Below are 19,277 nucleotides of genomic sequence, written 5' to 3'. Positions count from 1 at the left end.
TGGAAAGATGGGCACGGTGCCGCAGGGCACATGCGAACACGGCTTCAAATCATGGCCTGACACGCCGCGTTTAGCCAGCAGACCTTCATAAGTCTTCGTCCTGTGAAGCGGGCGCGCCAACTGGGCGCGCGAGCGAAGGGCCGAAGTCCGCGGTCATGCCGCAACGGGAAGTTCGCGCAGGCGGCGCGTCTTTTCCTGCTGGGGGTGTCTCGCCTTTCTTTTGACGTCGCCATGTCTTGTACTTTCTACAAGACGCCTCGGGCGCACGCCGTATTTTCGCGACTTGCAGCTTCGTCCAGCAGGGCGTCATACCACCCGGATCACGAAGCTGGAAGCTAAATTCTTTTTTACCAAAATTCCGTTACCGTCGAAGCCGACCTTGACCGAACGCGCCTGCGGGCGCCGTCCCTGCCGGGTGCTGACTTCGTGCGTGCAACTTGTTGCATCTCATTTTCAGGGTGAGCAACCAGACCCCGGCGCAAGTAAAATAACGGTTTATCGCTTGCGCTCGCGCAATCCACCCGCATTCCGGACGCTGTGCGGACACCGCGCCGGCCGTCGCGGACTGCTGGGCAAATTATATTCAGAATGAAAGAGTTAGGCAAAACATCCCAGAGATCGGTTGCAGGCGCGGTCGAAGGCTCGATTTCGGGCGACCAGGTTTCGATGATCGAAATCGACGACCGATCGGCTGGCCAGCGCATCGATAATTTCCTGCTGCGCGTCTGCAAGGGCGTGCCGAAAAGCCATATTTACCGCATCCTGCGCAGCGGCGAAGTGCGCGTGAACAAGGGCCGGATCGATGCGCAATACCGGCTCGAACTGGGCGATCTCGTGCGTGTGCCGCCGATCCGCGTCGCCCAGCCGAATCAGGCCGCAGCGCACGTGCCCGTGCCCGCGGCGGGCTTTCACATTCTGTTCGAAGACGAGCATTTGCTGGTGATCGACAAGCCAGCCGGCGTCGCGGTCCACGGCGGCAGCGGAGTCGCGTTCGGCGTGATCGAGCAGATGCGCGCGGCGCGGCCCCAGGCGAAATTCCTCGAACTCGTGCACCGGCTGGATCGCGAGACCTCGGGCATCCTGATGCTCGCCAAGAAGCGCGCGGCGCTCGTCGATCTGCACGAGCAGATCCGCGACAACCGGATGGACAAGCGCTATTACGCGTGCGTGCACGGCGAATGGGCAAGCGACTGGGGGCGCCGTCGCGCGGTGAAGGAGCCGCTGCACAAATACCTGACCGCAGACGGCGAGCGTCGCGTGCGCGTGCAGGCCGATGGCCTCGCTTCGCACACGATCTTCAATCTGGTCGACCTCTGGCCCGAATACGCGCTGTTGGAGGCGGAACTGAAGACTGGGCGCACGCACCAGATTCGCGTGCATTTGCAGCATCTGGCGCTACCGATCGTCGGCGATGCCAAATACGGCGATTTCGCGCTTAACAAGGCTCTTGCGCGCGCGAACGCGAAGCCTGGGATCAAGCGTATGTTTCTGCACGCTTACCGGCTAAAGCTCATGCATCCGGCCACCGGCGCGCCGTTGCAACTCGAGGCGCCGCTGCCGGCCGACTGCCGCGGCTTTATAGAACAACTCAACGAACTACGCACTGGGTCCAACCCGGAGACGACCTTGCATGGCTAGAGAGCAATTTGACCTGATCGTGTTCGACTGGGATGGCACGCTGATGGATTCGACCGCGCATATCACGCGCAGCATCCAGGCGGCGTGTCGCGATCTCGGCCTGCCGGTTCCCGCCGACGAAGCCGCGAGCTATGTAATCGGCCTGGGCCTGCGCGACGCACTGCAGATCGCCGCGCCGACGCTCGATCCCGCGGACTATTCGCGGCTTTCCGAGCGTTATCGCTTTCACTTTCTGGTAAAGGACCAGACCACCGAGCTGTTCCCCGGCGTGCGCGAAATGCTTCAGGAGTTGCGCGATGTCGGCTATCTGCTCGCGGTCGCGACCGGCAAGAGCCGCGTCGGGCTCAATCGCGCGCTCGATCAGGCACGTCTGACGAGCCTGTTCGACGGCACGCGCTGCGCTGACGAAACCTTTTCGAAGCCGCATCCGGCAATGCTGCACGAGCTTACTCGCGAACTGGGGCAGGATACGGCGCGCACGGTGATGATCGGCGATACGACGCATGACTTGCAGATGGCGCTCAACGCAGGCGTGGCGGGCATCGGCGTGACTTACGGCGCGCATCCGGCGACTTCGCTGAATGCGATGTCGCCGAAGTTCGTTGCTTCGAGCATCAGCGATTTGTGCCGCTGGCTGCGGGAGAACGCATGAGCGCCGACGGCGTGGATGCCGCGACGGCCGCGGCTGCGCAGGCAGTGCGCATTTGCGCGGCCGAGGAGCTGGTCGACGGTGGCGAAGGCATCCGGCGCGACGCGCGGCTGGGCGGGCAGGATGCCGTGGTGTTTTTCGTCCGTTATGATGGCTGCGCGTACGGCTATCTGAACCGCTGCGCTCACGTGCCGATGGAGCTCGACTGGCAGGAAGGGCAGTTCTTCGAATCGTCCGGCTTATACTTGATGTGCGCGACACATGGCGCGATTTATGCGCCGGATACCGGCAAATGCGTCGGTGGGCCGTGTCGCGGGGGCAGATTGCGGGCCGTGCAGGTCGAGGAGCGCGATACGCCTGAGGGTCGTGCGGTATTCTGGTTGCCTGACGGCGAATTGCTGCCGGTCACGCGGTGATTTCCTCTCCAATTTTTCCACTGTCCGCATGTCCGACAATTTGACCCCCGGAAAGGACCCCTCCTCGGGCGGCCGCTCCGGTGCAGCCGCCGACCAGCCCGGCTGGGAGCGTGCCGCGCTCGAACGCATCGCGCTCGCTGCGATCAATGAGCAACGCGCCGCGCGGCGCTGGCGGATTTTTTTCCGTTTCCTGTTCCTCGGAGTGCTTGCACTAGTAGTGTGGGGCGTGCTGAGTTTTTCGGGCGAGCGGGTCGCCACGACTGGCCGACATACGGCGATGGTGTCGCTTGACGGCGAGATCTCGACGGATACAAGCGCGAACGCACAAGATGTCAACACTGCCCTCGATTCCGCATTCGAAGATTCAAATACCGCCGGCGTGATTCTCTATTGCAACAGCCCGGGCGGCAGTCCGGTCCAAGCAGGCATTATCAACAGCGAAGTTCGGCGATTGCGCGGGAAATATCCGTCTATTCCGCTGTATGTCGTAGTTGGCGACATGTGCGCATCAGGCGGCTACTACGCGGCCGCCGCGGCGGAGAAGATCTATGTAGACAAGGCGAGCATCGTCGGTTCGATCGGCGTGCTGATGGACAGCTTCGGTTTCACCGGTCTGATGGACAAACTGGGGATTCAGCGCCGGCTGCACACCTCGGGTGAGAACAAGGGGTTTTTCGATCCGTTCTCGCCTGAAACGCCCAAGATGGACGAACACGCGCAGGTTATGCTCGATCAGATCCACTCGCAGTTCATCGATGCCGTGCGTCAGGGGCGCGGGAAGCGTCTGCATGAGACACCGGAGATGTTCTCGGGTCTGTTCTGGACGGGGCAGAAGAGCGTCGAATTGGGCCTCGCGGACGGTTTTGGTGATGCGGATTACGTCGCGCGAGAGATCTTCAAGGCGCCGGATATCGTCGATTACACGGTAAAAGAGAGCATTACGGACCGCGTTGCGCGCAAATTCGGCGCTGCGGTCGGCGCCGGCGCGGTTCGGGCGATGGCGCTCGGCGCAAAAATGAATCTGCGTTGAACGTGCAGTAATAAAAGAAGCCCGCGTGGTCGGCTTTGGCCGATTGCGCGGGCTTTGTCTTTGCGGCACGTTTCGGGTATGCCCGGTGTTCGCTGTCTGCCCGGTACTCGCGCTCAGGCCGCCAGAATCAGAAAGATCGCCGGGCGCTTATGCAGGTCGATCTCAGGCTTCTTTTTCCAGTCCGCAACGCTCCGGCTTGCGATGACTTCGCCCGGCAGCGTTAGATCGACCGCCACACAGACGAGCGTCGACGGCGCGCAGGTCGCAAGCAACGTATCGAGCAATGCGCGATTCCGGTACGGCGTTTCGATGAAGATCTGTGTTTGCTTGCTCTTGCGCGACTGTTGCTCGAGATCGCGCAGACGTTTGGCGCGCTCGGCGGCGTCGACGGGCAGGTAGCCGTGAAACGCGAAAGTCTGGCCGTTCAGCCCCGACGCCATAAGCGCGAGCAGAATCGAACTCGGTCCGACCAGCGGTACGACTTTCACGCCGCGCTCGTGAGCGCGTCGCACGAGTAGTGCGCCCGGGTCCGCGACTGCCGGGCAGCCAGCCTCGGAGACGAGGCCTGCGTCGGTGCCCGAGAGTAGCGGCGCGAGCAGCTTGTCGATTTCCCCGCCCGGCGTATTGACGTTCAGTTCGCGAATCTCGATCTCCTGGATCGGCCGTTCGGTGCCGACTTTTTTCAGGAACGCGCGCGTGGTTTTCGCGTTTTCGCCAATGTAATAGTGCAGCGACGCCGCACGGGCGCGCACGGGCGCGGGCAGCACCAGCTCGAGTGCGCTTGCGTCGCCTTCGCCGAGCGTGTTCGGAATCAGATAGAGCGTACCGGTCATCATGCCCCCAGCAGCGGATAGTTGGCTGCGAGCAGCATGTGCGACAACGCGATAAGCGGCAGGCCGACGAGCGCGGTCGGATCGTCGGAATGGATCGCCTCGAGCAGCGCGATGCCGAGTCCTTCGGATTTGGCGCTGCCGGCCACGTCGTACGGCGTTTCGGCGCGCAGATAGGCGTCGAGGTCCGCGTCCGGCAGGTTGCGAAAGCGCACGCGGGTGATCACATCGACGGTCTGCGCGCTGTCCGTCGCGCTGTCGAACAGACACAGTGCGCTATGGAACAGCACCTCGCGACCACGCATCGCCTGCAACTGCGCGAGCGCCCTGTCGTGCGTGCCGGGTTTGCCGATCTGCAGGCCGTCATAGGTGGCGACCTGGTCGGAGCCGATCACGAGCGTGCGTTCGGCGGCGGCGAGGCCTTTGGCGACCGCGCGCGCTTTGGCTTCGGCAAGGCGCAGCGCAGTGGTATCGGGGGTTTCACCGGCGAGTGGGGTTTCGTCGATCGCGGGCACGACGATGTCGAACGGCACGCGCAGGCGTTCGAGCAACTCGCGGCGATACTGCGAACTCGACGCCAGAATCAGGCGTGGCGGGCGTTTGGAGGAATCAGACATGGTTTGCGGGCAACGGAAGAGGCAGGTCGTACGGGGTCGCGCGAGGCTCGTGTGCGTACGGGCTTAAGTGTTTGACTTGAAAAGACAAAACGGATATGATTTTGGGCTTTTCACGGTATGCTTGCGCCTGAAGGGTCTTGGCGCGTTCAGCGGCTTTCGGCAGCCGGGAGGTCGAAGAAAGCTCGGCAGGTTGAATGCAATGGCCACTGGCTCCCACAGGCTGCCTCGCACACCGGATTATCTTCGCGGCGGATCTGATCGTCCTTCGCGAATCACCCCGGCAACTTGCTTGCCGACGCAGGAGCGCACATGACTCAACATCCTGGCAAACCTGCAGGTCCGTCCGACCCGCATGAACTCGATCTGTTCGAATTTGCGCGAAGTGGGCGTCAGGCTGCGGGTGTCGTGCGCGTCTCGCAACTGCCGCGCATGTTAAACGAAGTCCCGGCGGAAGCGCCAGATCGCGACACCGCGTTCACATGGCAGGCCGAAGGGACGACGCAACCGGAATTGCAGGACGACGGCACCGAAGGTCCCCAGCCGTATCTGCGGCTGGCGATTCATGGTGCCACGTGGCTTGAATGCCAGCGGTGCTTGACGCCGTATTCGCAGGCGTTCAACGTCGATGCAACTTACCGGATCGTCAGTACGGAGGCGGAAGCCGAAGAGTTTCCGCTCGACGAGGATGAAGTCGAGGTGATCGTGGGCTCGCGCCAGTTCGATCTCATCGACTTGATCGAAGAAGAGTTGCTGCTTTCCTTGCCGCTCGTGCCGAAACACGAGGTCTGTCCTGAAGTGCACGAGAGCCTTGTCTCGGGTGCGGACGGCAGCGAAGGGGAGGGTGACGAAGCCGCGCAGCACGAAGCTGGCGATGTCGGCGAGGCGGATCAATCCGGCGAGCGGCGCAATCCGTTCGCGGCGCTCGAGAGTCTGAAGCGCGACGAACCGGGCGGCAAGAAGCACTGAATAGTTGCATGGGGCGCGATGCTGGCGCATTGGCTATTCGGCCAGTGGTTAAGTCCGTATCGGGCTGTGTTAGAATTCGGAAAATTTTTTGGAGTTTTAGTCATGGCAGTTCAACAAAACAAGAAGTCGCCGTCGAAGCGCGGCATGCACCGTTCGCACGATTTCCTGACGGCAGCGCCGCTGGCCGTCGAGCCGAGCACGGGCGAAGTGCATCTGCGTCACCACATTAGCCCGAACGGCTACTATCGCGGCAAGAAAGTCGTCAAGACGAAGAACGACTAATCGTCGACTGCGATGCGCCCTGTGGCGTTTCGCGTAGCGATCGGCTCGCTTGACATTTTCCCGGTTCGGCAAAAAGGCGGCATTCAACTGCCGCTTTTTTGTGTCTGAAATTCGTCGCACTCCATGACAGTAAAGCTCACGATAGATTGCATGGGAGGCGACCACGGCCCGTCCGTGACCGTTCCCGCTGCCGTCAACTTCGTTCGTTCGCATCCCGATGCGCAGTTGCTGCTCGTCGGCATTGAAAGTGCGATTCGTGCGCAGCTGAAGAAGCTCAAGGCTCAGGATCTGCCGGCGCTGACCGTCGTGCCTGCTACCGAGGTCGTCGCGATGGACGATCCGGTCGAGGTCGCGCTGCGCAAGAAAAAAGATTCGTCGATGCGCGTGGCGCTGAGCCGCGTCAAGGAAGGCGAGGCGCAAGCCTGCATTTCCGCCGGTAACACCGGCGCACTGATGGCGGTCTCGCGTTATGTGCTGAAAACGCTGTCGGGTATCGAACGCCCGGCCATCGCGTTCGCCCTGCCCAATCCCACCGGCTATACGATGATGCTCGACCTGGGCGCCAACGTCGACTGCGAGCCGCAGCACCTGCTGCAGTTCGCCGAGATGGGGCACGCGCTGGTGTCCGCACTCGAAGGCAAAGAGCGGCCCACCATCGGCCTGCTCAACATCGGCGAAGAAGTCATCAAGGGCAACGACATCATCAAGCGCGCCGGCGAACTGCTGCGTGCGAGTACACTGAACTTTCATGGCAATGTCGAAGGCGACGACATCTACAAGGGCACCGTCGACGTAATCGTCTGCGATGGCTTTGTCGGCAATGTCGCGCTGAAGACGTCGGAAGGTCTCGCGCAGATGCTGTCCAACATCATCAAGGAAGAGTTTGGCCGTTCGTGGCTGACCAAGGTGATGGCGGTGCTCGCGCTGCCGGTATTGATGCGCTTCAAGAAACGCGTCGACCATCGGCAATACAATGGCGCCGCGCTGCTCGGCTTGCGCGGTCTCGTGATCAAAAGCCACGGTTCCGCCGATGCCTACGCGTTTGAGTGGGCTATCAAACGCGGGTATGATGCCGTCAAAAACGGCGTGCTGGAGCGCCTTGCGCGAGCGATGGAAGAGAACGCAGGTTCTCTCGAACAGGCGGCGCGCGACGCAAGCGGTGCGGGTCACGCAAGCCCGATCGCAGGCCAGCCGGCCGAGCCCTACGCTGCGCAATCCTCGAAGGCATAATGGCTCAATCCACAATCTACTCCCGCGTGCTGGGCACCGGCAGCTACCTGCCGTCCAACCGCGTCACCAATCAGGATCTGGCTGAGCGTCTCGCCAAGCAAGGTGTCGAAACGAGCGACGAATGGATCGTCGCGCGCACGGGCATCCATGCCCGCCACTTCGCCGATCCCGACGTCACGACCAGCGACCTCGCGTTGATCGCCTCGCAGCGCGCGATCGAAGCGGCGGACATCGATCCCCAGTCCATCGATCTGATCGTCGTCGCCACTTCCACGCCGGACTTTGTGTTCCCGAGCACCGCCTGCCTGCTGCAGAACAAGCTCGGCATCAAGAATCAGGGCGCCGCGTTCGACGTGCAGGCGGTCTGCTCAGGCTTCGCTTACGCGGTCGCGACAGTGGACAGTCTGATTCGCACCGGTCAGCATCGCACGGCCCTCGTGGTCGGCGCGGAAACCTTCTCGCGCATCCTCGATTTCAACGACCGCACCACCTGCGTGCTGTTCGGCGACGGCGCCGGCGCGGTGATCCTGCAGGCCTCCGACGAACCGGGCGTGCTCTCGAGCGCGCTGCACGCGGACGGCAGCCATTCGAACATTCTGTGCACGCCGGGCAACGTGAACGGCGGCGTGGTCGCTGGCAGCGCGTTCCTGCACATGGACGGTCAGGCGGTGTTCAAGCTTGCCGTCAACGTGCTGGAGAAGGTCGCAATCGAAGCATTGGAAAAAGCCGATCTGAAGCCCGAGCAGATCGACTGGCTGATTCCGCATCAGGCCAATATCCGCATCATGCAAAGCACCTGCCGCAAGCTCGGCCTGCCGCAGGAGCGCATGGTCGTCACGGTGGGCGAGCACGGCAATACGTCGGCGGCGTCCATTCCGCTTGCACTCGACGTCGCGGTGCGCGACGGCCGCATCAAGCGCGGCCAGAACGTGCTGATCGAGGGCGTCGGCGGCGGCTTCACGTGGGGCGCTTCGGTCATTCGCTACTGAGCGCGACGACGCATCGCAGGGCGTGGCTGGCGGCGCCTGCGCGGCCGGAGTAATACCGCGCGCCATCGGGCAGCCGCGGCCGGCATTCACATCCGATTAAACAGATTTTGGGGACGATATGAAATTCGCGTTCGTTTTTCCTGGGCAGGGCTCGCAGGCGGTCGGCATGCTCAATGCATTCGCCGGTCAAGCAGTCGTGCGTGAGACGGTTCAGGAAGCCTCCGACGCACTCAACCAGGACCTCGGCAAGCTGATCGCCGAAGGCCCCGCCGAAGATCTCAATCTCACCACCAACACCCAGCCGGTCATGCTGACCGCGGCCTACGCTACCTATCGCGCGTGGCAGCAGGCGGGCGGCCCGGCGCCGGTGATCGTCGCCGGCCATAGCCTCGGCGAATACACGGCGCTCGTCGCGGCCGGCGCGCTAGCTTTCCGCGACGCGGTGCCGCTCGTGCGTTTTCGCGCGCAGGCGATGCAAACCGCGGTGCCGGTGGGCGAAGGCGGCATGGCCGCGATTCTCGGCCTCGACGACGACACGGTGCGCGCGGTCTGCGCGGAAGCGTCGGTCGCGGGCGTCGTCGAAGCGGTCAATTTCAATGCGCCGGCGCAAGTCGTGATCGCGGGCCACAAGGCCGCGGTCGAGAAAGCCTGCGAATTCGCGAAGGCGAAAGGTGCGAAGCGCGCGCTGCCGCTGCCGGTGTCGGCGCCGTTCCACTCGTCGCTGCTCAAGCCGGCGTCGGATCAATTGCGCGAATACCTCGCGAGCATCGACGTGCAGGTGCCGTCGATTCCCGTCATCAACAACGTCGACGTCGCCGTGGTCAACGAGCCGGCCAAAATCAAGGACGCGCTGGTGCGCCAGGCGGCTGGTGCGGTGCGTTGGGTCGAATGCGTGCAGGCAATGGCCGCGCAGGGCGTCACGCACGTGATCGAATGCGGCCCGGGCAAGGTCCTTGCGGGTTTGACCAAGCGCATCGACGGCAATCTCGGCGGCGCATCGGTGTTCGATCCAGCATCGCTCGAAGAAACGCTGAAGCTCGTGACGGCAGGCTGAGCGCTTTCGCGAGCGGGTATCGGCAGAGCCGTGCAGCGCTGGCGCGGCATCCCTCGACAGACGAATCAACAGGAATCAATGAGCCCTATTTGAAGGGCATCCGGACTGACAGATGGAAAAGACTCTCGACAAGCAGATCGCAATCGTAACGGGCGCATCGCGCGGCATCGGCCGTGCGATCGCGATGGAACTCGCGCGTCAGGGCGCGACGGTCATCGGCACCGCGACCAGCGAAAGCGGCGCGACGGCGATCACCGAGGCGTTCAAGGCGGCCGGGGTGAGCGGCCGCGGCGCGGTGCTCGACGTCAACGACGCGGCCGCGGCCGAAGCGCTGATCGACGGCACGGTCAAGGAATTCGGCGCGCTGAACGTGCTGGTGAACAACGCCGGCATCACGCAGGATCAACTGGCGATGCGCATGAAGGACGACGACTGGGACGCGGTGGTCGACACCAACCTGAAGTCGGTGTTCCGTCTGTCGCGTGCGGTGCTGCGCCCGATGATGAAAGCGAAGGGCGGCCGGATCATCAATATCACGTCGGTGGTCGGCTCGGCCGGCAACCCTGGCCAGATCAACTACGCGGCCGCGAAGGCGGGCGTCGCGGGCATGACGCGCGCGCTCGCACGCGAGATCGGCAGCCGTGGCATCACGGTCAACTGCGTGGCACCTGGCTTCATCGATACCGACATGACCAAGGCGCTGCCCGAAGAGCAGCAGACCGTGCTGAAAACGCAGATTCCGCTCGGCCGTCTCGGCAGCCCGGAAGACATCGCGCACGCGGTCGCTTTCCTCGCGTCGCCGCAAGCGGGCTACATCACCGGCACGACGCTGCACGTGAACGGCGGCATGTACATGCAATAACCAAATTCGGTTACTATCCGCGCCTTGATGCGTTCGCAGAAGCACGAGGCGCATGCGTTGACAGGAACCCGAAGCGCCGCTTTTTTGCCGGGTCAAACCTGATAAAATGCGCGCACCTGTATTTTTGAACTTCTTTTCCCTTGGAGGGGTAATGGACAATATCGAACAGCGCGTCAAGAAGATCGTCGCGGAACAACTGGGCGTTGCGGAAGCGGAAATCAAGAACGAAGCGTCGTTCGTGAACGATCTGGGCGCCGACTCGCTCGACACCGTTGAGCTCGTGATGGCCCTCGAAGACGAATTCGGCATGGAAATTCCGGATGAAGAAGCCGAGAAGATCACCACCGTTCAGCAAGCGATCGACTACGCTCGCGCGAACGTCAAGGCCTAAGGTCATTCGCGCCTGCGTTTCTGCACGGGTCGCGCATGACGCCCTGCCGTGCCGCTTGCCGGCGCCAGCAGGGTCGGCGCTATGGGGTGTGTCCATTGACACGCCATACGCCACGCCGCTCGCCACGCAGGAGCCAGCGATGTTGACAGCGCAACTTTCCGCGCGATTGCCGACTTAAACAGCCACAGGGCACACAGGGCGATTCCTGTGGCCGCTGTGGCTTTTGCTTTTGTCATCTATGAAAAAGGGGTTACCGTGAGCCGCCGTCGTGTTGTTGTTACAGGCCTGGGGCTGATTTCGCCTGTTGGCAATAATGTTGCCGATGGCTGGGCCAATCTGGTCGCCGGCAAGTCTGGGATTGCCAATATCACGAAGTTCGATGCGTCGAACTTCTCGACTCGTTTCGCCGGCGAGGTGAAGGGCTTCAATATCGAGGACTACATCCCCGGTAAGGAAGCGCGCCACATGGATACGTTCATCCACTACGGCGTGGCCGCGGGCATCCAGGCGATGCAGGACAGCGGGCTCGAAGTCACCGACGAGAATTCGGAGCGCATTGGCGTGGTGGTCGGTTCGGGCATCGGCGGTCTGCCGATGATCGAAATCACCCAAACCGAATTGCTCAATCGCGGCCCGCGCCGCATTTCGCCGTTCTTCGTGCCGGCTTCGATCATCAACATGATCTCCGGCCACCTGTCGATCAAGTTCGGCATCAAGGGTCCGAATCTGTCGATCGTCACCGCGTGCACGACCGGTCTGCACTGCATCGGCGAGGCTTCGCGCCTGATCGAATACGGCGACGCCGACGTGATGATTGCCGGCGGCGCGGAATCGACCGTGTCCCCGCTCGGTATCGGCGGCTTTGCGGCGGCGCGCGCGCTGTCGCAACGCAATGACGATCCGGCAACCGCCAGCCGTCCGTGGGACAAGGACCGCGACGGCTTCGTGCTCGGCGAAGGCGCGGGCGTGATGGTGCTGGAAGAATACGAGCACGCGAAGGCGCGTGGCGCGAAAATCTACGCGGAAATCGGCGGCTACGGCATGAGCGGCGATGCGTACCACATGACCGCGCCGCTCGAAGACGGCGACGGCGCACGCCGCTGCATGCTCGCAGCGCTGAAGAACGCGGGCATCAACGGCGATCAGGTGAACTACCTGAACGCGCACGGCACGTCCACGCCGCTCGGCGATCTGGCGGAAACGACCGGCATCAAGCGGGCGTTCGGCGACCACTCGAAGGACATGGTCGTCAATTCGACCAAGTCGATGACGGGTCACCTGCTGGGCGGCGCCGGCGGTCTGGAGTCGGTGTTCACGGTGCTCGCCGTGCATCACCAGGTCTCGCCTCCGACCATCAACATTTTCAACCAGGACCCGGCCTGCGATCTCGATTACTGCGCAAACACCGCGCGGGACATGAAGATCGACGTCGCGCTGAAGAACTCGTTTGGGTTCGGCGGTACGAACGGCACGCTGGTGTTCAAGCGCGCCTGATCACGGGTGACGCATCAGTTCGCGACGCCGGCTTCGCCGGCGCTTTCCCCCGGACCGGCAACGATGAGCAGGACGACGCAGCGGATTGCGTTGCGTCGCTCTCTCGCAATGCGTGCCGCGGCGGGGGCGTTCGTGCTGATTGCGACGTTAGCCGTTTATACCTGCCTCGCGCCGCGCTTTGGCGCGTGGCAGGCCGCTGCGTTGACGCTCGCCGTCGCAGCGGTCCTTGCACTGTGCGCGGCTAGGCATGACGCGGCGCAGCCCGCCGCGCTGCATGTCGCGATGGGCGAGATTTCCGCCTGGAACCGCGCAGGTGAATTGCTCGCGCGAGGTCGCGTCCTCGGTTGCGCGCAGTGGAGCAGCCGTTTGTTGGTGCTCGCGCTCGCGCCCGAGAGTGGTCGAAGGCGTGGCCTCATGCGTGCGTCGCTGGGCTGTACGCGCTCGCTGCTGCTCGCCGCCGACGCGCTGCCGCCCAATGTTTTCCGCGAACTTTCCGTGCTGGGCCGGCGTGCGGCCGGCGCCTGACTGTAACGACTGTAACCGCTGTTACCGTAGTAACGTGCCCTCACGAGGGGGACGCTACAATGGTCCCCCGCCATGCGCCCTATAGTTAACGGATTTATCAGGTGAGCGAAAAAGAAATTGATCAGGTGCTGGTCGAACGCGTCCAGAAGGGCGACAAGGCCGCGTTCGAGCTTCTGGTCTCCAAATACCACCGCAAGATTCTCCGGCTGATCTCGCGTCTCGTGCGGGACCCCGCCGAAGTCGAAGACGTCGCACAGGACGCATTTATCAAGGCGTATCGCGCATTGCCGCAGTTTCGCGGCGAGTCGGCGTTTTATACGTGGTTGTACCGGATTGCGGTAAATACCGCGAAGAACTACCTTGCCACCCAAGGCCGGCGCGCGCCGACCTCGACCGAAGCGGATGCTGAAGAAGCTGAAACTTTCTCCGACGCTGACCAACTAAGGGATATCAACACGCCTGAGTCGATGTTGATGAGCAAGCAGATCGCCGAGACGGTCAATGCTGCGATGGCGGTTTTACCGGAAGAATTGCGCACCGCCATTACCCTTCGAGAAATTGAGGGTTTGAGCTACGAGGAAATCGCTGAGATGATGGGTTGCCCGATTGGCACAGTCAGATCACGAATTTTCCGCGCTCGCGAAGCCATTGCGGCAAAATTGCGACCGTTGCTTGACACACCCGAAGGCAAGCGCTGGTAGAGGTTTTTGAACGTCCAGCGGGCTTGGCGGGGCAGCGGCGCAATATCTGGATTAGTGGTGTCACTACGGGGTATTTGGAAGATGGGGAGCATCATGGGGTCGGTCTCGATGCAATCGCAAGCGGGCTCGCGCGGCGAGCGTCTGTCCGCTTTCGTCGACGGTGAATTGTTTGGCGAAGAGCATCTGAATCTGGACAAGTTTCTTGCGGAACTGGACGGCGATGATCGCGTCGCCTGGTCGAGTTACCACCTGATCGGCGACGCGCTACGTTCCGACGATCTGGCAGTCAGCCCCGCACGGAGCAGCGCCTTTCTCAGCGGTTTTGCCGCGCGCCTCGAAAGCGAGCCGCATGTGCTGGCGCCAGCCGCCGCGTCCGCGTCGGTCACGCGCCGCCTGCTCGGGCTGCGCCGGCGAGTCGTGCCGGCTTTTGCCGTCGCTGCCGCGGCCGCTACCTTGACCTGGATCGTCATGCCGCAGCTGCAGGGCGTGCCGGGTGGCCCGGGTGCCCAGCTTGCTTCGCTCCAATCGCACGCCGACCCGGTGCAGCGTGTCGCCATGGCCTCGGTGCCCGCGCAAGACTCCAACATCATTCGCGACGCGAGCCTCGATCAATACCTCGAAGCTCATCAGCAATTCGCGCAGCAACCGGCGATGGCAGGCTCGATGCCGGTGATTCGTGCTGCCTCAGTCTCCACGCAGGGCCAATAGTTTGATGCAGACTCCGCGGTTCAATAAAACGACTATCTGGGGGCGGTTGCCAGCATTTCTGTTCTGTGCAGCCGTGTTGTTGTCCGCTACACCGCGGGTCTTCGCTCAAGACGATCCGGTCGTCGCCCGTCGCACGGCCGCGGAACTGCTCGACCGTATCCATCAGGCCGCCCAGCAGCAGAACTACGAGGGCGCCTTCGTCTATCAGCGCGGCAATTTCGTGCAGACGTCGCGCATCGCGCATTACTCCACGCATACGGACGGCGAGTTCGAGCAGCTCGAAAGCCTCGACGGCAAGCCGCGCAAAATGCTGCGCCACAACGACGACATGTACACGTTCCTGCCGGAACGGCGTATCGTGGTCTTCGAAAAGCGGCAGAACAAGGATTCATTCCCCGCGCTGCTGTCCGTGAACGGCGAGCAGGTACTGTCCGTCTACGAGCCGAAGATGCTGGGCGATGACCGCGTCGCGGGCGTCGACAGTCTCGTGATGGAACTCGATCCGAAAGACGCGTACCGGTTCGCGTACAAGCTGTGGGCCGACAAAACGACCGGTCTGCTGCTGCGCGCGCAGACGCTCGACCCGAGCGGCCAGGTGCTCGAGCAACTGTCGTTTTCGCAGGTCCGCATCGGCGTGCCGGTCGACAAGGCGGGCATCGTCAACGGCATCCGCAATCTCACGGGCTGGACGGTCGTGCGTCCGCCAGTCGAGCCGGTCGACATGGCCGCGCAGGGTTGGCTAATCAATCCGTCGGTGCGGGGTTTCCATATCATCCGTCAGTTGCGCCGTCCGATGGCCTCGCGCGAGGCGGGGCAGCCGCCGATCCCGGTCGACCAGGCCGTGTTTTCCGACGGCCTCGCGGCGATTTCGGTTTTCGTCGAGCCGGTCGAGAACAACACGCGCAAAGAGGGCACGGGCGATAGCGGCGCGACGCACGTCTTGGTCAAGCGTCAGGGTGACTTCTGGATTACCCTGCTCGGTGAGGTGCCCCAAACCACATTGCAGCAATTCGCGTCTGCCATAGAATACAAAGCTCCGAAGTAACCCTTCCGAATCCTGAAATCCCTCGGCTTGCTACGATATGACGACTTTCTCGGTGCGCAAATTCCTCGCGGCCGTAGTGGTGGCGGCGTGTTTGCCGCTTGTGCCGCATATGGCATCAGCGGCTCCCGCTGCCAATCTGCCCGACTTCACTGACCTCGTCGACAAGGTCGGCCCGGCGGTCGTCAACATTCGCACGACAACGCGCGTGTCGAACGGTAGTTCCCGCGGCGGCCTGCCGCCGGGTATGGACGACGGCGATATGTCGGAGTTCTTCCGGCGCTTCTTCGGGATTCCGTTGCCGCAGTCACCGCAATCACCGCGCGGTGGTGATAACGGCGGTGGCGGTGGAGGGGGGGGCGGCAGCGGCGGCAGCCCGGATTCACAGGACAACACCGACCCCGAACAGAACAGCGGGGTGGGCTCGGGCTTCATCCTGTCGGCGGACGGCTACGTGATGACCAACGCGCACGTCGTCGACGACGCGGACACGATCTACGTGACGCTGACCGACAAGCGCGAATTCAAGGCGAAGCTGATCGGGGTTGACGACCGCACCGACGTCGCGGTCGTGAAGATCAACGCGTCGAACCTGCCGACCATCACGATCGGCGATTCAAACAAGGTGCGCGTCGGCGAATGGGTCGTCGCGATCGGGTCGCCGTTCGGTCTCGAAAACACGGTGACGGCCGGTATCGTCAGCGCGAAGGGACGCGACACCGGCGACTACCTGCCGTTCATCCAGACCGACGTAGCCGTCAATCCGGGCAACTCGGGCGGTCCGCTAATCAACATGCAAGGCGAAGTGATCGGCATCAATTCGCAGATTTACAGCCGCACCGGCGGTTTCATGGGCATTTCGTTCGCGATTCCGATCGACGAAGCGATGCGGGTGGCCGATCAGCTGAAGAGTTCGGGCAAGGTGGTGCGCGGCCGCATCGCGGTGGCGATCGGTGAAGTGACGAAAGACGTCGCCGATTCGCTCGGCTTGCCGAAGGCGCAGGGCGCGCTCGTCAGCAGCGTCGAGCCGGGCGGCCCGGCCGACAAGGCCGGCGTGCAGCCGGGCGACATCATCCTGAAGTTCAACGGTCATCCGGTCGAGACCGCGACGGACCTGCCGCGCATGGTCGGCGATACGAAGCCGGGCACGAAGACGTCGATCTCGATCTGGCGCAAGGGTCAGACGCGCGAACTGCCGATCACGATCGCAGAAATGCAGGCGGACAAGGTCGCCAAAGCGGATCAGAAGAAGCCGCAGGCGCCGAAGCAGCGCGCGACCAACGCGCTTGGCATCGCGGTCAGCGACATTCCCGCCGATCAGCAGAAAGCGCTGAAGATTCAGAACGGCGTGCAGATCGACGCGGTCGACGGTCCGGCAGCCCGTGTCGGGCTCCAAAAGGGCGACATCATCTTGCGGGTTGGCGACACGGATGTAACGAGCGCGAAACAGTTCGACGAACTGACCTCACACCTCGATTCGCAGAAGATGGTCGCATTGCTGGTGCGTCGCGGCGACAACACGCAGTTTGTGCCGGTCCGTCCGCGCAGCGCGCAGAAATGACGAAGACGGCATCGCTCACGCTATATGGGCGCGCGTGGTGCCATCTGTGCGAGGACATGCGCGCCGCGCTCGAGCCGTTGCTGGCCGAGTTCGGTGCGCAACTGGCGGTGATCGACGTCGACAGCGATCCGTTGCTCGAAGCGCGTTACAACGAGCGGGTGCCGGTGCTGGTATGCGATGGCGTCGAGTTGTGCCACTACCATCTCGACGAAGCGCGAGTGCGCGCAGCATTGGCGGCGCATGCGTCGCGTGTGGCGGCGGCGTCCTGATATACATCCGCGCGGCATGGCGATTCGCGCGATCCATGCGCGTGTTTGTCGCGACTCGCTGCGATGCGCACGGTAAATTTCTCGCGTCCTCTACGCCATCTTGAGGCCCGCGCTATGCAAGATGCGCCGGCCGAGGGGCTTTTCGGCTAAAATAGATAGGTTTTTCACCTACTTACAAGGCGTGCTCCGCTATTGTCCGGGCGCGCCTTTTCGCTTGATCGGCACTGAATGGATCATATTCGTAACTTCTCGATCATTGCGCACATCGACCATGGCAAGTCGACGCTCGCCGATCGCATCATCCAGATTTGTGGTGGTCTGTCCGACCGCGAGATGGAAGCTCAGGTGCTCGACTCGATGGATCTCGAGCGCGAGCGCGGCATTACCATCAAGGCGCAAACCGCCGCGTTGTCCTATCGCGCGCGCGACGGCCGAGTCTACAACCTGAACATGATCGACACCCCCGGGCACGTCGACTTCTCGTACGAAGTCAGCCGCTCGCTGTCCGCGTGCGAAGGTGCGCTGCTCGTCGTCGACGCGAGCCAGGGCGTGGAGGCGCAAACCGTCGCCAACTGCTACACGGCCATCGAACTCGGCGTCGAAGTGGTGCCGGTGTTGAACAAGATCGATCTGCCGGCGGCGAACCCCGAAAACGCGATCGCCGAGATCGAGGACGTGATCGGCATCGATGCGACCGACGCCACACATTGCAGCGCGAAGACCGGCCTCGGCGTCGAAGACGTGCTCGAAGCGCTGATCGCGAAAGTACCGCCGCCGAAGGGCGATCCGGAAGCGCCGCTGCAGGCGCTCATCATCGACTCGTGGTTCGACAACTACGTCGGTGTCGTGATGCTTGTGCGCATCGTCAACGGCACGCTGCGTCCGAAGGACAAGATCCGCCTGATGGCAACCGGCGCGCAGTATCCGGTGGAACATATCGGCGTGTTCACGCCGAAGTCGAAGAATCTCGAATCGCTGTCGGCGGGGCAGGTGGGCTTCATCATCGCCGGCATCAAGGAACTCGCGGCGGCGAAGGTCGGCGACACGGTTACGCTGGCGAACCAGCCGGCGGCCGAGCCGCTGCCGGGCTTCAAGGAGGTGAAGCCGCAGGTGTTCGCGGGTCTCTATCCGGTCGAAGCGAACCAGTACGACGCGCTGCGCGACTCGCTCGAAAAGCTGAAGCTGAACGACGCGTCGCTGCAGTACGAGCCGGAAGTGTCGCAAGCGCTCGGTTTCGGGTTCCGCTGCGGCTTCCTCGGTCTGTTGCACATGGAAATCGTGCAGGAACGTCTCGAGCGTGAGTTCGACATGGACCTGATCACGACGGCGCCGACCGTGGTCTACGAAGTTCTGCAGCGCGACGGCACGACCCTGATGGTCGAGAATCCGGCCAAGATGCCGGAGCCATCGAAGATCGAGGAAGTGCGCGAGCCGATCGTCACCGTCAACCTCTACATGCCGCAAGACTACGTCGGCGCGGTGATCACATTGTGTACGCAGAAGCGCGGCAACCAGATCAACATGCAGTATCACGGTCGTCAGGTCCAGCTGACGTACGAAATCCCGATGGGCGAAGTCGTGCTCGATTTCTTCGATCGTCTGAAGTCGATTTCGCGCGGTTACGCGTCGATGGATTACGAGTTCAAGGAATACCGCGCGTCGGACGTCGTGAAGGTCGACATGCTGATCAACGGCGACAAGGTCGATGCGCTGTCGGTGATCGTGCATCGCTCGCAAAGCCAGTATCGCGGCCGCGAAGTGGCAGCGAAAATGCGCGAACTGATTCCGCGTCAGATGTACGACGTAGCGGTTCAAGCCACGATCGGTTCGAACATTATCGCGCGCGAAAACATTAAAGCGTTGCGTAAGAACGTGCTGGCAAAATGCTACGGCGGTGATATCACGCGTAAGAAGAAGCTGCTTGAAAAGCAGAAGGCAGGCAAGAAGCGAATGAAGCAGGTGGGCTCGGTTGAAATCCCGCAAGAGGCTTTCCTCGCTATTCTGCGTGTCGAAGACAAATAAG

21 protein-coding genes are annotated in these 19,277 nt (G+C 62.6%); 19 read left to right on the top strand and 2 right to left on the bottom strand.

Annotated features, from left to right (window positions below; translation table 11 throughout):
• Positions 1–588: 588 nt before the first annotated feature.
• The 4 genes from AB4Y34_RS13455 to AB4Y34_RS13440 are packed head-to-tail and all read left to right on the top strand — an operon-like array spanning position 589 to position 3,733.
• On the top strand, positions 589–1,638 hold the full coding sequence (locus AB4Y34_RS13455) for an RluA family pseudouridine synthase (RefSeq protein WP_368716286.1): 1,050 nt from the start codon (positions 589–591) through the stop codon (positions 1,636–1,638).
• On the top strand, positions 1,631–2,290 hold the full coding sequence (locus tag AB4Y34_RS13450; RefSeq protein WP_368716285.1) for an HAD-IA family hydrolase: 660 nt from the start codon (positions 1,631–1,633) through the stop codon (positions 2,288–2,290). The genes AB4Y34_RS13455 and AB4Y34_RS13450 overlap by 8 nt, the downstream gene beginning before the upstream one ends.
• A complete protein-coding gene (locus tag AB4Y34_RS13445; RefSeq protein ID WP_368716284.1) occupies positions 2,287–2,703 on the top strand; it encodes a Rieske (2Fe-2S) protein in 417 nt (138 codons plus the stop codon). Before AB4Y34_RS13450 ends, AB4Y34_RS13445 begins: the two co-directional genes overlap by 4 nt.
• A gap of 28 nt (positions 2,704–2,731) precedes the next feature.
• The gene (locus tag AB4Y34_RS13440; protein ID WP_368716339.1) at positions 2,732–3,733 is read left to right on the top strand and encodes a S49 family peptidase; all 1,002 of its coding nucleotides are present in this window, start codon (positions 2,732–2,734) and stop codon (positions 3,731–3,733) included.
• A 113-nt stretch (positions 3,734–3,846) separates the two neighbouring features.
• Here the strand turns inward: AB4Y34_RS13440 and AB4Y34_RS13435 are convergent, their stop codons facing one another.
• Together AB4Y34_RS13435 and AB4Y34_RS13430 are read right to left on the bottom strand one after the other, a co-directional pair.
• Positions 3,847–4,566, bottom strand: a complete 720-nt coding sequence (locus AB4Y34_RS13435) for an SAM-dependent methyltransferase (RefSeq protein WP_368716338.1) — start codon at positions 4,564–4,566, stop codon at positions 3,847–3,849.
• Entirely contained in the window at positions 4,566–5,180 is a 615-nt protein-coding gene (locus AB4Y34_RS13430) for a Maf-like protein (protein ID WP_368716283.1), read from the bottom strand. Before AB4Y34_RS13430 ends, AB4Y34_RS13435 begins: the two co-directional genes overlap by 1 nt.
• A 309-nt stretch (positions 5,181–5,489) precedes the next feature.
• Between AB4Y34_RS13430 and AB4Y34_RS13425 the strand changes: the two genes are divergently transcribed.
• The 15 genes from AB4Y34_RS13425 (at position 5,490) to lepA (ending at position 19,276) form a co-directional block, all read left to right on the top strand.
• The gene (locus AB4Y34_RS13425; RefSeq protein ID WP_176380345.1) at positions 5,490–6,146 is read left to right on the top strand and encodes a DUF177 domain-containing protein; all 657 of its coding nucleotides are present in this window, start codon (positions 5,490–5,492) and stop codon (positions 6,144–6,146) included.
• Between the two features lie 102 nt (positions 6,147–6,248).
• Positions 6,249–6,428, top strand: coding sequence for a 50S ribosomal protein L32 (gene rpmF, locus AB4Y34_RS13420; protein WP_006401275.1), 180 nt, complete (start codon positions 6,249–6,251; stop codon positions 6,426–6,428).
• Between the two features lie 123 nt (positions 6,429–6,551).
• Positions 6,552–7,658: a phosphate acyltransferase PlsX gene (gene plsX / locus AB4Y34_RS13415; protein ID WP_176380346.1), complete on the top strand. Its 1,107-nt coding sequence runs from the start codon at positions 6,552–6,554 to the stop codon at positions 7,656–7,658.
• Complete coding sequence (locus AB4Y34_RS13410; protein ID WP_176124174.1) at positions 7,658–8,647, top strand: beta-ketoacyl-ACP synthase III; 990 nt, start codon at positions 7,658–7,660, stop codon at positions 8,645–8,647. The genes plsX and AB4Y34_RS13410 overlap by 1 nt, the downstream gene beginning before the upstream one ends.
• Positions 8,648–8,765: 118 nt before the next feature.
• On the top strand, positions 8,766–9,701 hold the full coding sequence (fabD, locus tag AB4Y34_RS13405; RefSeq protein ID WP_176380347.1) for an ACP S-malonyltransferase: 936 nt from the start codon (positions 8,766–8,768) through the stop codon (positions 9,699–9,701).
• 112 nt (positions 9,702–9,813) lie between these two features.
• Positions 9,814–10,563 carry a 3-oxoacyl-ACP reductase FabG gene (gene fabG, locus AB4Y34_RS13400; RefSeq protein ID WP_176105456.1) on the top strand — a complete coding sequence of 250 codons (750 nt, stop codon included), beginning with the start codon at positions 9,814–9,816 and terminating at the stop codon, positions 10,561–10,563.
• Positions 10,564–10,714: 151 nt separating this feature from the next.
• Entirely contained in the window at positions 10,715–10,954 is a 240-nt protein-coding gene (acpP, locus tag AB4Y34_RS13395) for an acyl carrier protein (RefSeq protein WP_004197638.1), read from the top strand.
• Between the two features lie 255 nt (positions 10,955–11,209).
• Positions 11,210–12,448: a beta-ketoacyl-ACP synthase II gene (gene fabF / locus AB4Y34_RS13390; RefSeq protein WP_176105457.1), complete on the top strand. Its 1,239-nt coding sequence runs from the start codon at positions 11,210–11,212 to the stop codon at positions 12,446–12,448.
• A 63-nt stretch (positions 12,449–12,511) separates the two neighbouring features.
• Positions 12,512–12,973, top strand: coding sequence for a hypothetical protein (locus tag AB4Y34_RS13385; RefSeq protein ID WP_368716282.1), 462 nt, complete (start codon positions 12,512–12,514; stop codon positions 12,971–12,973).
• Between the two features lie 101 nt (positions 12,974–13,074).
• On the top strand, positions 13,075–13,674 hold the full coding sequence (rpoE, locus tag AB4Y34_RS13380) for an RNA polymerase sigma factor RpoE (protein WP_006051939.1): 600 nt from the start codon (positions 13,075–13,077) through the stop codon (positions 13,672–13,674).
• Positions 13,675–13,767: 93 nt separating this feature from the next.
• Complete coding sequence (locus AB4Y34_RS13375; protein ID WP_176380348.1) at positions 13,768–14,382, top strand: sigma-E factor negative regulatory protein; 615 nt, start codon at positions 13,768–13,770, stop codon at positions 14,380–14,382.
• Between the two features lie 4 nt (positions 14,383–14,386).
• A complete protein-coding gene (locus tag AB4Y34_RS13370) occupies positions 14,387–15,427 on the top strand; it encodes a MucB/RseB C-terminal domain-containing protein (RefSeq protein ID WP_176380349.1) in 1,041 nt (346 codons plus the stop codon).
• A 37-nt stretch (positions 15,428–15,464) separates the two neighbouring features.
• Positions 15,465–16,985 (top strand): DegQ family serine endoprotease, encoded by a 1,521-nt coding sequence (locus tag AB4Y34_RS13365; protein ID WP_176380350.1) that lies wholly within the window; start codon positions 15,465–15,467, stop codon positions 16,983–16,985.
• A complete protein-coding gene (locus tag AB4Y34_RS13360; RefSeq protein ID WP_368716281.1) occupies positions 16,982–17,254 on the top strand; it encodes a glutaredoxin family protein in 273 nt (90 codons plus the stop codon). The genes AB4Y34_RS13365 and AB4Y34_RS13360 overlap by 4 nt, the downstream gene beginning before the upstream one ends.
• A 228-nt stretch (positions 17,255–17,482) precedes the next feature.
• Positions 17,483–19,276, top strand: a complete 1,794-nt coding sequence (gene lepA, locus AB4Y34_RS13355; RefSeq protein ID WP_368716280.1) for a translation elongation factor 4 — start codon at positions 17,483–17,485, stop codon at positions 19,274–19,276.
• The last annotated feature ends 1 nt before the right edge of the window (position 19,277 follow it).

The sequence above is a fragment of the Paraburkholderia sp. BR10954 genome, from assembly GCF_040965775.1.
GTDB classification, from domain to species: Bacteria; Pseudomonadota; Gammaproteobacteria; order Burkholderiales; family Burkholderiaceae; genus Paraburkholderia; species Paraburkholderia youngii.
This window is presented reverse-complemented; position numbering and strand designations above follow the sequence as displayed.

Coding starts and splice junctions, on each gene's coding strand:
- AB4Y34_RS13425 (WP_176380345.1), top strand. CDS start 5,490: ATGACTCAACATCCTGGCAAACCTGCAGGTCCGTCCGACCCGCATGAA.
- AB4Y34_RS13445 (WP_368716284.1), top strand. CDS start 2,287: ATGAGCGCCGACGGCGTGGATGCCGCGACGGCCGCGGCTGCGCAGGCA.
- AB4Y34_RS13360 (WP_368716281.1), top strand. CDS start 16,982: ATGACGAAGACGGCATCGCTCACGCTATATGGGCGCGCGTGGTGCCAT.
- rpmF (WP_006401275.1), top strand. CDS start 6,249: ATGGCAGTTCAACAAAACAAGAAGTCGCCGTCGAAGCGCGGCATGCAC.
- AB4Y34_RS13430 (WP_368716283.1), bottom strand. CDS start 5,180: ATGTCTGATTCCTCCAAACGCCCGCCACGCCTGATTCTGGCGTCGAGT.
- AB4Y34_RS13455 (WP_368716286.1), top strand. CDS start 589: ATGAAAGAGTTAGGCAAAACATCCCAGAGATCGGTTGCAGGCGCGGTC.
- AB4Y34_RS13440 (WP_368716339.1), top strand. CDS start 2,732: ATGTCCGACAATTTGACCCCCGGAAAGGACCCCTCCTCGGGCGGCCGC.
- plsX (WP_176380346.1), top strand. CDS start 6,552: ATGACAGTAAAGCTCACGATAGATTGCATGGGAGGCGACCACGGCCCG.
- AB4Y34_RS13375 (WP_176380348.1), top strand. CDS start 13,768: ATGGGGTCGGTCTCGATGCAATCGCAAGCGGGCTCGCGCGGCGAGCGT.
- lepA (WP_368716280.1), top strand. CDS start 17,483: ATGGATCATATTCGTAACTTCTCGATCATTGCGCACATCGACCATGGC.
- AB4Y34_RS13410 (WP_176124174.1), top strand. CDS start 7,658: ATGGCTCAATCCACAATCTACTCCCGCGTGCTGGGCACCGGCAGCTAC.
- AB4Y34_RS13385 (WP_368716282.1), top strand. CDS start 12,512: ATGAGCAGGACGACGCAGCGGATTGCGTTGCGTCGCTCTCTCGCAATG.
- acpP (WP_004197638.1), top strand. CDS start 10,715: ATGGACAATATCGAACAGCGCGTCAAGAAGATCGTCGCGGAACAACTG.
- AB4Y34_RS13450 (WP_368716285.1), top strand. CDS start 1,631: ATGGCTAGAGAGCAATTTGACCTGATCGTGTTCGACTGGGATGGCACG.
- AB4Y34_RS13365 (WP_176380350.1), top strand. CDS start 15,465: ATGACGACTTTCTCGGTGCGCAAATTCCTCGCGGCCGTAGTGGTGGCG.
- fabG (WP_176105456.1), top strand. CDS start 9,814: ATGGAAAAGACTCTCGACAAGCAGATCGCAATCGTAACGGGCGCATCG.
- AB4Y34_RS13370 (WP_176380349.1), top strand. CDS start 14,387: ATGCAGACTCCGCGGTTCAATAAAACGACTATCTGGGGGCGGTTGCCA.
- fabD (WP_176380347.1), top strand. CDS start 8,766: ATGAAATTCGCGTTCGTTTTTCCTGGGCAGGGCTCGCAGGCGGTCGGC.
- AB4Y34_RS13435 (WP_368716338.1), bottom strand. CDS start 4,566: ATGACCGGTACGCTCTATCTGATTCCGAACACGCTCGGCGAAGGCGAC.